The organism is Rhodophyticola sp., assembly GCF_965284195.1.
Taxonomy (GTDB): domain Bacteria; phylum Pseudomonadota; class Alphaproteobacteria; order Rhodobacterales; family Rhodobacteraceae; genus Rhodophyticola.
Window position 1 is genome coordinate 1,007,976 of sequence record NZ_CBDIRM010000001.1, and the last position, 12,110, is coordinate 1,020,085.

A 12,110-nucleotide genomic window follows, 5' to 3' on the forward strand; every position below is an offset into this window, starting at 1 on the left:
ATGGAAGGGGAAACAACGATCAACAGAGGGTCAGAATGGCGGAGATGGGAACCGCATATTCACGCGCCAGGTACGGTCATGAACAATCAATTCAGCGGGCCGAGCGCATGGAACGACTATCTGACCGCGCTCGAGCGAGCTACGCCAGTTATCGAGGCAATTGCGGTCACAGACTATTATGTGACCGATACATACGAAGAGGTATTGCGGTACAAGGCCGCGGGTCGCCTTCCTAACGCCAAGCTGGTCTTTCCGAACGTCGAACTCCGGCTTGACGTTGCTACGGCGAGAGGGGGATTCGTCAATCTCCACCTGTTCGTCAGCCCGGAAGATCCTCAACATCTCGACGAGCTGCGGCGTATTCTGTCGCGTCTGCAGTTCAATGTCATGCAGGACCGTTTCGATTGTACGCGCGCCGATCTCATCCGCCTTGGCAAGAAGGCGGATGCCAGCATCACCGATGATCGGGCTGCGCTGGCCTATGGCGTCAACCAGTACAAGGTCAATTTTCAGAAGCTTCGCGAGGTGTTCTCCGAAAGCGCATGGGCCAAAAAGAACATCCTGATTGCTGTCGCGGGCGGTGCAACGGATGGCACATCGGGTGTGCGCGAGGCCGCCGATCAAACAATCCGGCGCGAGATCGAGAGTTTCGCTCATGTGATTTTTGCTGGCAGTTCCGCCCAACGTGAATTCTGGCTGGGGCAGAAGAGCCTTGGTCCTGATGAAATCCGCACCCAGTATGGCGGCCTCAAACCCTGTCTGCATGGAAGCGATGCACACAAACTGGAGGATGTGGCATCGCCATTCGGCGATCGCTTCTCATGGATCAAGGGTGGGCTCGAATTTGATGCGCTTCGCCAAGCGTGCATCGATCCCGGCGGGCGCGCCTATGTCGGCGAGCAGCCGCCACGATCGGCGATGCCGTCGCAGGTGATCTCGCACATCCGGATTGACGATGCGGATTGGGCGATCACTCCAGACGTTCCCCTCAATCCCGGGCTGGTGGCGATCATCGGGGCCCGGGGATCGGGCAAAACGGCGCTGGCCGACGTGATCGCTGCTGGGTGCGATGCGATCACGCCGGCGGGCTGGGACGCCGATGAAAACATAAGCCCCTCCTTTCTGGCACGAGCGCGCAAACTGATCGGCAGCGCGACAACGACCTTGACGTGGGGCGGCGGCGCAGCGGTCACCCGCGCTCTCAATGGGAGCGACGGCAATGACCATTTGTCGTTCCCGCGTGCTCGGTATCTCTCCCAGCAATTCGTAGAAGAGCTGTGCTCGTCCATGGGCGTGTCCGACGGCCTCGTCGACGAGATCGAGCGCGTGATTTTCGAATCCCACTCGCAGGACGATCGCGAATGGGCGCTCGACTTCGCGGAGCTGCGCAACCAGCGGACCTCTCGCTTCCAGCAAGCGCGCGAACGCGAGGCGGAAGCGATCGCAGACATTTCTGATCGCATCGCCTCGGAGTTCGAAAAGGAGAGCCTAGTTGCCAGCCTGACCACGCAGGTTGGTCAGAAGAAAAAGCTGATCGCCGACTATATGGCCGACCGCGCGAAGCTTGTGGTCAAAGGCACTGAAGCGCAGGTCGCGAGGCACACCCAGCTCAGTGAGGCGGCGCAGAAGCTTAGGAATAAGATCCAGGCGTACGGCAATCAAAGCCGTACCTTCATCGCCCTGCAGGACGAAGTTCGCAGCATGCGCGCCACTGGGGCTCCTGAAATGCTCCGCCAGGCACAAGCGCGCCACGGCAACAGCGGCCTTGACGCCAAGCAGTGGGACGAGTTCCTGTTGATCTACAAAGGTGATGTTGACAAGAGCCTCCCGGCGTACATTGCGTGGGCCGATGGCGAGGTCCGCAAGTTCAACGGCGTTCCACCGCCACCCGGCGATCCGAATACGCCGCTGATTCCCGACACCGCCGATCTCTCGACGTTGCCGCTCGCTCCGATCGTCGCTGAAATGACACGCCTTGAGGCGCTGTTTAGCGCCGACAAGCTGGTGCGCGAACAATACACTGCACTGACCGGCCGCATCGCACAGGAGAACTCAGCGCTTCAGACGCTTGAGACCAGACTCACCGATGCGCAAGGTGCGGTGGCACGCCGCAAGGAGCTCCAGACCGAACGCGATGACACCTACGGTCGGGTGTTCGACGCGATCATCAATGAACAGGACGCGCTTGCAGGGCTCTACGCCCCTCTGATGGCGCGGCTGGCGGAATCATCGGGCACGCTGAGGAAGCTCAGCTTCTCGGTTCGCAGGATTGCCGACGTTCAAGCTTGGGGAACGATCGCGGAGGAAGAGCTTCTCGACCGCCGTAAGGCCGGGCCGTTCTACGGTCGAGGTTCGCTGATCGCGGCTGCCACTGAAGCACTAAAGCCGGCTTGGGAAACCGGTTCCGCAGCCGAGGTGCAGGCAGCTATGACAGCATTCATGGCGAAATACTTGAAGGACTTGCTGTCGCACGCGCCGTATGCGCCGACGCAGCAAGCCGAGTATCGAGCCTGGTCGAAGCAACTTGCCCACTGGCTTTTCGGCACCGAGCACATCACGGTTCGCTACGAGATCGCCTATGACGGTGTCGACATTCGCAAGCTGTCGCCGGGCACGCGCGGTATCGTGCTGCTGCTGCTCTATCTCGCACTCGATGATTCAGACGATCGTCCGCTGATCATCGACCAGCCGGAGGAAAATCTCGATCCCAAATCTGTGTTCGATGAGTTGGTGGCACTATTCATTGCAGCTAAGGCAAAGCGCCAGGTCATTATGGTCACCCACAATGCCAATCTCGTCATCAACACAGATGCGGACCAGATCATCGTAGCGTCTGCCGGTCCACACCCTTCGGGCGGCCTTCCGCCGATAACTTATTTGTCGGGGGGGTTGGAGAGCGCGGAGATCCGCAAATCAGTTTGTGACATCTTGGAGGGAGGCGAGGCCGCTTTCCGCGAGCGGGCACGACGCTTGCGGGTGAGGTTGGAACGATGAAGCCGTCGGCCAAAGGACGGAAGAACACATCTGCCGGGACAGGACAAATAGGATGAGGTTTGTCGTAAAATTCAGATCGGATAAATCGCCCACGACCAATCGGTATCCGCATGCTGTGCTCGTTCAGGACAACTGGGATGACTACGGATACAAAACGACTTTCCAAGTCACGTTGCACTTGGCCACCGACGAAAGCTACGATCTGGGAAGTATCAAGATTATTCAGGTGGGGCGTTCCAGTGGCTACACCGAAATGCCCAAGCGCGCTTTTCGTGAACTGCCCGAGAGCCACGCGTCACTGGGCGCAGACCTCGACTACTATGAAACGATCTATAAGCTCGGACGAGATGTCTTTGAGCCCTACTTGAGGGGTCTTCGAGACGTCGCGTTCGACGACGGGATCAAGGCCGAAGTCGAGGATACCGAAGCATACCAGGTTTCGCTGCTCCGCTTTGGCGGGGCAAAGCGTACGATCACCGACGCTGCACGATTGCTGCGCGCAGACGCGCTACCAGCAAGACGGCGAAGCGCAGGGTTCAAAGTCAAATTCAAAACGCGAGTGGCGCGCAATTCGAACGCGTTCACGATTGAATTCGATTTTCAGCGCCGGGGCCGGTTGCCCAATCGGATCAATGCGCTGATCGGATACAATGGGACAGGCAAAACCCGGCTACTATCTAACCTCGCTATCGTTGCGAGTGGCTTTGGCTACGGTAGCAAAGAAGATATTCTTGAAGATACGGCGGGCCGGTTCGTCGGTAATGCGCCACCATTCAAGACAGTGGTTGTGGTATCCTACAGCGCGTTCGACACTTTTGTCATTCCAGGAGGCACCGAGGAGGAGAAGGAGAGGCTCCAGGACAGTGGAGAGATATTTGGTTACGTCTACTGCGGCCTTCGCGAGCGATCGGGCGATGATGCACCAGATGATGAGCAAGCCTATCGGTTGCGCACTCCGTCGGAGATCGAGGCGGAGTTCCTAGCTGCACTGCAGCGGGTTCGCGAGGCCGACCGGCTCGAGAACTTGTTGGAGGTATTGAAGCCGCTTCTTCGTGACCCATCGTTTCAACGCATTGGTTTGACTCAGCTCTATGCCAATCGGGATGATGACGACCTGACGGAACTCTTCCGCGGATTGAGCAGTGGGCACAAGGTCGTCCTCAAGATCGTCACCGAACTCACGGCGCATATCTCAGGATCGGAACCAACACTGGTTCTCATCGACGAACCAGAAACCCACCTTCATCCGCCGCTGCTCGCCGCGTTCCTCAAGAGTGTACGAGACTGCCTCGAAGCCTTCGACGGTTATGCCATCATCGCCACTCACTCACCCGTGGTCTTGCAGGAAACGCCGGCGAAATATGTCCATGTGCTGCGCCGGTTAGCCGACCAGAATCGCGTTGTGTCGCCGAGTGTGGAGACGTTTGCCGAAAACATTGGCGTGATAACGCAGGAGGTTTTCAATCTCGGCGATGGCTCGACTGATTGGCACGAGACGCTGAGGGCGTTGGCGCGCCGGAATACTCTTGAGGAGATTGAAGAAGCGTTCGGCCGCAAGCTTGGTTTTGCGGCGCGCTCCTACATTTTGAGCATTCGAGATGAGATAGAGGAGTAGCGGGATGCGTTCGATTCCGCTGCTAGCCGTCAATGCGACGGATGTGTTTGATGATATCGCCGCCGCCAAACGTCAGCCGAGAAGGCGACGCATGTTGGCAGTACGCGCAAGGGTGCTCTCCGCATACCAGGAGTATCTGGACGCTGTACCGGAAGTCGGCGGCTTGGCTGAGGCACATATGACCAATTTGCAGAAGGAGGCGATGCGTCACGCATATGGGGTGGAGACCCAGCCGATGACTCAGCTCCGCGGCGATCTCCTGAAGAGGGTCAGCATTGCGCGGTGCCCATTCTGCGGTATCAGCGAGTCGTCGACGCTGGATCACTATTTGCCAAAGGAGCAATTTCCAGAGTTCTCAGTCTTTCCAAACAATCTCTGTCCGAGTTGTGCGGTCTGCAACACGCGCAAGCGAGACCGAATTCTAGACGAAGGCACGAACGTGCGCATGTTCCTGCATCCTTGCTATGACCAGATCCCAGACATGGGCTTTTTGGTGGTGCGAGTGAGGATGGAGGCAGACGCACTGGTGCTTTCGTACCGCCTTGTCCGACCGGCCGGAATGGCGCTTCAAGTATTCCAGCATTTGCGGTCGCACTTCAACGAGTTGAACCTCGCGGATCGATACAGACTGATGGGTCTGGAGCATTTGGGGGGGCAGTATTCCGCACTTCGCCGGGCCTATGGTTTGGGCGAGGACGCCGAACGAGTTGCGGAAAAACTCAGAGAGGGCGCAGAAGATTTTGAGGAAGTGTTTGGCCCTAACTACTGGCTGGCGAAGCTCTATCGAGCGTTGGCTGACAACGAAGATTTCTGCGACGGCGGGTTCGAGGCAGTGCGGGTACATGCACATCCGGTGCATGAATAATTGCCCATTTGGCACTAGGATTTCCGGCCGCCAGTTCAAGCCAGCACTGGTGCCAGAACCAGCCACAGCCTAATGATCAGGCCGAAACCTGCTCCGCGGCCTTCAGCTTGCTGCAGCTGCGCTTGTGCGCTGATGTTCCCGGCTGCGGGGACGTCATCATTGAGAAGACCTCCTCGGCGACACGATCTGCGGCTGCCACCAGGACCTCGTCGAGGTGGTGCACATAGCGGCTGGTGACGGACCCTGCGGCGTGACCGAGCAAAGCGGCAATCGTTGGTTCTGAATAGCCGAGGTCGCCAGCAACAGAAGCGTAAGAATGGCGCAAGGTGTGAGGCGTGACGCCTTCCAACTTTGCGCGTTTCGCAATGCGCCTCCACCCGTTTGGCATGCCACCGAACGACGACCCACCACGTGCGGGTGCGAGAACGGTTTCGCAGTCGTTATCCTGCTCGATTTTCTGAACACGGTTTAGAAACGCCAAGCCGATGGGGCGAACAGAGGCGCCTTCCTTGCTGTCCGTCAATCGGAGACATCCACCGTCTTCATCAACCTCGTCCCATCTCAACTTCGTGATTTCTCCTAATCGGCACCCACTGAGCGCGAGCAACCATGCGCCATCCACGACTTGCGCGGTCTCACCTTCTGCAGACGCCTGAAACAACGCCCGCCCGAGCTGCCGGTATTCGTCAGGGGTCAAGCGACGCTCTCTTCGATTGTCGGCCGGACGCCTCACGCCCAGGACGGGATTGGTCTCAATGAGCCCTTCGGAAACTGCGAACGAAAAAATCCCGCCCAGCAATCCAGTCGTCCGAGCGGCCGTGCCATTACCTCCGCGAACAATCGACTTCCCGCGCAGCTTATCTGTCTTCGCGACTCTTGCAGTCTTGCCCGTGGCCACGTCCCTCAAGAACCTATTGATGTCCGCCTTGGAGACATCGATGACTCGCTTGGAGCCCAGAAGGGGGACAATATGGCGGTCAATCCTCCCGCGGTCGACGTAGAGAGTGCTCTCCTTTTTCGGCCGGTTTCCCTTGCCAAGGATCAGTCCGTTTTCGGCGGCATGCATGTAATTCTCACACAGTTCCTGCACGGTAAGTGACTTGCGGCGCGTGACACGCTCACCAGCAGGGTCCTCTCCGCGCGAAACATCAGCGAGCGCTTCGATCGCCAGCTTGCGGGCCTGTTCGGCTGTGATGACACCGTGCCGTCCCAACGACATTCGCCGACGGACGTCTTGCGCGTTCCGGTAGTCGACAAAGTAGGTTCGGGTTCCGCTTGGCAAGATGAATGCGCCGAACCCCTTAAGGTCGCTGCACCAGATGGTGAACTGCTTCTCGCGGGGCTTGGCGCGCTCGACCAATGTCTTTGTCAATCTGGGCATAATGGCCTCCAAAAAAACTCACCAAAAACTCACCACGATATGGTAGGTTCTAGCGTATTGGAGGATATGACGGGATGTGACAACAGTCAAGATAGCGTTGTAAAATCATGGAGTTATAGCACTACCGGATAGTGTGGCGAAGTTTCGGATATCTTGCAGGTTTGCCCTCCGAAGGCGGATGTCAAGTCTGGCGGTGGTTAATGGGGCCGGTAGAAAGAGTAGACGAAACAAAGGCTTGAGCGGATGTCGGAACCGCTGTTCAAACGAGCCAATGTTTCGAGTAAGCACTGCGTAAGCAGTAGGAACACATAGAGCACCCGTAGCTCAGCTGGATAGAGTGTCGGCCTCCGAAGCCGAAGGTCACAGGTTCGAATCCTGTCGGGTGCGCCATTTTCTTTTATCAATCAATAAGTTAGAACAGATCTCCTTCATGGAGTTGCTGCTTACGTGAGGAATTCGCGTAAGCACGCGGTTCATCGTGGCATCCTGGAAAGCCGTAGTCGGCCTTATCGTCGGCGCTCGCGACTTAACAGACGTCAGTTGCCCGACCTATGACGAGAACAGTACCTGTTGCATTGGGATTTTTTAACAGCACCGAATTTCGCACTGATTGCACGTGTATCTGGTCTGTTCGCATTGTGGGAAATCATTGGTTCTTTGAGCTGGTCCTAGTATCCTGCACAGTTTCTCGGCCCTGCTAAGGTATATCGGGTTGTGTACTCAGGCCGCTTTCGTCAGTTCGATCCTCACTAAGTATGCCTCATCGGGGGTCCTCAGACCAAGTGCCGAGTGCGGGCGCTGGCGGTTGTAGAAGTCGATCCAACTGTCGACGACCCGCCCAGCCTCGAAGCCATCCGCGATATCCTGAAGGTAGACGGCTTCATATTTCATCGATCGCCAAAGCCGTTCAATGAAGATGTTGTCCATGCAGCGGCCGCGGCCGTCCATGCTGATCCGCACCCCGGCCTCGGTCAGAGTCGTGATCCACGCTGACCCGGTGAACTGGCTACCTTGGTCGGTATTCACGATCTCGGGCGGGCCATGGCGACGGATCGCCTCGTTCAGCGCCTCGACGCAGAAGTCCGCGTGCATCGTGTTCGAAAGCCGCCAAGACAGCACCTTGCGCGTCGCCCAATCCATGATCGCCACAACGTAAAGGTAGCCACGGCTGACTGGAACGAACGTGATGTCAGCACACCAGACCTGGTTCGGGCGGTCGATGGTCATGGTCCGCAGCAGGTAGGGATGGATCGGATGCGCCGGGTGAGGTTGGCTGGTCTTTGGCCTGCGATAGACCGCCTCCAACCCCATTCGACGCATCAGCCGCCGGATCCGGTGCCGCCCGACCGACAGGCCGTCACGCTTAAGCATCGCAACCATTTGTCGGCTACCGAAGAACGGATAGGCCGTGAACAACCGGTCGATCGACTTCATCAATGCCAGCGTGTCGTCGCGAACCGGCACGGGTCGATAATACAGCGACGACCGGCTGATCCCCAGGATGCGGCACTGCGCGCTCAGGCTGAGCTGCGGATGATCGGGCTGGACGATATTCTTGCGACGGCAGGGGCTCATGTCTTGAGCCCTTTGGCTAAAAAATCGTTCTCCACCGCCAACCTCCCGATCTTGGCGTGCAGATCCTTCAGCTCCGCTTCTCGGTCCACCGCGCCACCCGCCTTTCCGGCGAACACATCCGACAGGCCCTCCATTGCCTGCTTCTTCCAGGCACTCACCTGTGTCGGCAGCAGCCCGTGCCGCGCCCGCGATCTCCTGCACCGTCCTGTCACCACGCAGCGCTTCCAGCGCCACCTGGGCCTTGAAATGATCCGTAAACTTCCGTCGCTTCCGCGCCATCGTCATATCCCTTCGTCGTTGGGATACACCTTAGCTCACTGTCCAGTTTTCCGGGACCAGCTCATGCGGGCTTTCGCTGCGATTGCGCCAATGGCTGCTTTTCTGTTGCACGTTACCTGACATCGATTGCTACATGTCCTGAGCAACTGGTATCGCTCGCTTCAAACCAGCTTCGTTCCCCATACCTAAGTTGTGTTCAAAAACACGCCAGTTTTGTTCCGTGTGTTTGTAAGCTGCGTCAAACTGCCGAAAAACACTTGATTTCAGGCACCCTTGAGAAAGCAGGCCGATATCATGTTGGCCCAAGTTCTGGTAGAGAAACGTCGTGAACGCTCCCGGTCCGGACAACCAGAACATCCCTCGGGATGCGACATCACGAATGTTTTTCAGAACCTGCTCGAGCAACCCTTCCATCACCGGGTTTTGTGGTGGTGCGGCGATGAAACCGTTGATCGTCACACAGTTCGGAACATTCGTCATGGAAGACGCCCAGACCCGGTTTCCTGCGCGTTCCAAGAACTCGGAGGCGCGGTATTCAGGCATGCTGTCTGCATCACAGTAAACTCCACCACTCTTCACCAAGCGATACAGCCGAAACACGTCAGACTTCAGCGCGGGATGCCAGAGCTTTGAGTACGCATCGGCTGCGCTCCGTCCAAACCCATCGGCGATAAACTGCTGGGCAGAAGCGTCGTCATACCACACGTGGGTCTTGGCCGTGCTCCGCCAGAGTTGTCTACCGCCCTCAATTTCAGGAGGAGGTTTCATTTGATCCCAGAATTGAAAGGTGTCTTTGGACGGAGTCCCGTTATCGGGAAACCTCGCTTTGTGGGTTACGAAATTTGCCCACCCCATTGCTTTAAACCGGGTCATAGGATGGGCGGAAACATCTGAAACTATTTGGCGTAGATTTTCGGCCGAACCCTCGCACAGATCATTCAGCACAGCAGTCAGTAAGCGCGGTTGCCCTCCAACGGTATGGCGTGCGAGCGGAATAGCTGCCGCAAAATCCACTCCGGTATCACGTGCGAGCAGGTCATCAACCAAACGAAAAGGGATGCCTGCAACGTCGAAACCTTTCCCCGATAGTTTTTCAAGGTATTGATCCAGTTTGAAAAACAGAGACTTCGCTTTGAGCATGTCAATTCGTGCTCTGTGATTAGACTTTAAGTCTCGCGCCATCACTCTCTGTTTCCCAAAACTGTTGAGCTTCAACTGAGCTTGAGAGCAGGTCCCAAGAAATCGTTCAGCAATCAACCTGCGCCTAGAAGGCCTACCGGTTACGTTTACGCTCTCGTTTCGCTCCTTTGGTCTTTGCGGTCGATACTTTCAATCCATAGAAAAGCAAGCGCGCTTATCTAGGCCGTGTTGACAAAAGGGATTCACAAGTTGGTTCGGGCGTGATTCAAGCTGGTATCTGCTATGGAGATCAGTTTGCCCCGAGACCTGATGAGCGACGAAGAGTGGTCGCTGTTTGAACACTTCATCTCTGCTGTCCGCGCGCCGAATGGCCGCAAGCCTTCCAACCATCGCCTTGTTTTGGATGGGATATTCTGGATCGCGCGCACCGGATCACCGTGGCGCGACTTGCCCGAGGAGTTCGGCAAATGGTCCAGCGTTTACAGGCAATTCCGACGTTGGACTTTGGCGGGGCTCTGGGAAGACATCCTTGAAGCCCTCAATCAAAGCGGGACCGTCCCGGATGCCCTGCAAATGATCGACAGCACCGTCATTCGCGCCCACCATCAGGCAGCGGGCGCAAAAGGGGGACTCCAAGACACGGTCTTGGCCGTTCAAGAGGTGGGTTCACGACCAAGATCCACCTCCGCGTCAACGCGCATGGATTGCCTATGAGAATTGACATCACGCCCGGACAAATTTCGGACTATCTCGGCTTTGATCTCGTGATGGGTGACAATCTGCCCGAGCCGCGCGTGCTGCTGGCGGATCGAGGCTATGATGCTGATCGCATCCGGAAATCCATAAGTGAGCGCGATATCCTGACCCAAATCCCGATGCGCAAGACCAGAAAGATGCGCGTCGGTGTCGATCATGGGCTTTACCGGCTGAGGAACTTGGTGGAGCGCTGTTTCAACAAGCTCAAGAACGCCCGCCGTGTCGCCACACGATACGACAAAACTGCTGAAAGCTACCTCGGCTTCATAGACATCGCATCCATCCGCCTTTGGGTGCGCCATTTGTCAACATGACCTAGGCTAGCTGACAACTGACTGGCAACCACCTATAGTAGCCCTTCGTGCGAAGCGCAGCATAGGGCAAAATGGGCTCGTACCAGACCTAGGAGCGGGCGCAGCATCCTTTAGCATCAAGGCCCAAGGGGCTGCCGCACACGGCCCAAAGCCGACTTTGGTCGCATCAGCGGATGCCGCAATGCAGCTTCCCGGAAGCGGCCGTTCGAGCCACGCTGTCATCGTTTTCCAGCTTTTTGCCCAACGCTTCAATTCGCTTTATGTTCGGATTGAGTTGGCCACTGGACGGAGAACATAAAATCCTTGGAACTACTTTTAGTATTGCTCGCGGTCGGCGTAGCGTTTCTATATTTTTACCTGAAATCCCCAACAGTGATTGGCGCGGAAGGAGAACGACGCGTCAATGCGACGCTCAGCCGAAAACTAGATGAACAGGACTACATCCTACTCGAAGATCTTACCTTGCCAACCAGCCACGGCACGACACAAGTTGACCATATCGTCTTGTCACGTTTCGGTGTCTTCGTGATCGAAACCAAGAACATGTCGGGATGGATTTTCGGTGGCAAGACCCAAGCGCGTTGGACGCAGGTCATGCGTCGCCACAAATCACAGTTTCAGAACCCCCTTCGCCAGAATTACCATCACGTAAAAGTCGTCCAAGACCTGCTTGGAGTCAGGCCGGACCAACTGGAAAATCTTGTCGCATTCGTAGGCTCAGCGGAACCAAAAACCGAAATGCCAGCTAACGTGTTTTGGAGCAGACGAGACCTATTGAACTATGTTGCTTCGCGGACAGCCGTTCGGTTCACTGAAAATGAGGTGCACGATTTTGCCCGCAAACTGCGCAGCAGCGCTTTGGACGCCAACAAGGAAACACGGCGTGCGCATGTCCAGCACGTCCGAGAAAAAGCCATCCAAAAGGAAACTGATCTCACGAAATGCCCCCGGTGTGGATCGAAGATGATCGAGAGAGCCAATCGAAAGACTGGACAAACCTTCTATGGCTGTTCTCGATATCCCAAATGCCATGGCACGCGAAAGGTGAAATGACCTAGCGGGTTTTAGCGGCAGCTGCGCGGCTACCGCGCCGAAACAAAACGGCCCAGAGCCGACCTCCACCAATGGTCATGGATGCTGCGGTGCGGCCCATCGTTCCTGTCATTCGCTGCGCCCGCAATTTTTGAGGAT

The 12,110-nt window shown here is 56.8% G+C and carries 6 protein-coding genes, 1 tRNA gene and 2 pseudogenes; 6 read left to right on the plus strand and 3 right to left on the minus strand.

Translation table 11 applies throughout. The features are described from left to right. The 3 genes from ACQ651_RS05090 to ACQ651_RS05100 are packed head-to-tail and all read left to right on the plus strand — an operon-like array spanning window position 1 to window position 5,474. On the plus strand, window positions 1-2,994 hold the full coding sequence (locus ACQ651_RS05090; protein ID WP_430448618.1) for a TrlF family AAA-like ATPase: 2,994 nt from the start codon (window positions 1-3) through the stop codon (window positions 2,992-2,994). Window positions 2,995-3,046: 52 nt separating this feature from the next. Further along, window positions 3,047-4,609, plus strand: a complete 1,563-nt coding sequence (locus ACQ651_RS05095) for an AAA family ATPase (protein WP_430448619.1) — start codon at window positions 3,047-3,049, stop codon at window positions 4,607-4,609. A gap of 4 nt (window positions 4,610-4,613) precedes the next feature. Further along, a complete protein-coding gene (locus ACQ651_RS05100) occupies window positions 4,614-5,474 on the plus strand; it encodes an HNH endonuclease (protein WP_430448620.1) in 861 nt (286 codons plus the stop codon). 76 nt (window positions 5,475-5,550) lie between these two features. On the opposite strand, the gene ACQ651_RS05105 is transcribed toward ACQ651_RS05100, so the two are convergent. After that, window positions 5,551-6,855, minus strand: a complete 1,305-nt coding sequence (locus ACQ651_RS05105) for an integrase arm-type DNA-binding domain-containing protein (protein WP_430448621.1) — start codon at window positions 6,853-6,855, stop codon at window positions 5,551-5,553. A 313-nt stretch (window positions 6,856-7,168) separates the two neighbouring features. Between ACQ651_RS05105 and ACQ651_RS05110 the strand changes: the two genes are divergently transcribed. After that, a tRNA-Arg gene (locus ACQ651_RS05110) sits at window positions 7,169-7,245 on the plus strand. A 330-nt stretch (window positions 7,246-7,575) separates the two neighbouring features. On the opposite strand, the pseudogene ACQ651_RS05115 reads toward ACQ651_RS05110, so the two are convergent. Further along, window positions 7,576-8,709, minus strand: a pseudogene (locus ACQ651_RS05115) (IS3 family transposase). Window positions 8,710-8,838: 129 nt separating this feature from the next. Continuing rightward, window positions 8,839-9,849, minus strand: coding sequence for a glycosyltransferase (locus ACQ651_RS05120; protein ID WP_430448622.1), 1,011 nt, complete (start codon window positions 9,847-9,849; stop codon window positions 8,839-8,841). 309 nt (window positions 9,850-10,158) lie between these two features. On the opposite strand from ACQ651_RS05120, the pseudogene ACQ651_RS05125 reads away from it, so the two are divergent. Further along, window positions 10,159-10,919 (plus strand): annotated as a pseudogene (locus ACQ651_RS05125) (IS5 family transposase). A gap of 303 nt (window positions 10,920-11,222) precedes the next feature. Further along, window positions 11,223-11,972: an NERD domain-containing protein gene (locus tag ACQ651_RS05130; RefSeq protein ID WP_430448623.1), complete on the plus strand. Its 750-nt coding sequence runs from the start codon at window positions 11,223-11,225 to the stop codon at window positions 11,970-11,972. Window positions 11,973-12,110: the final 138 nt, after the last annotated feature.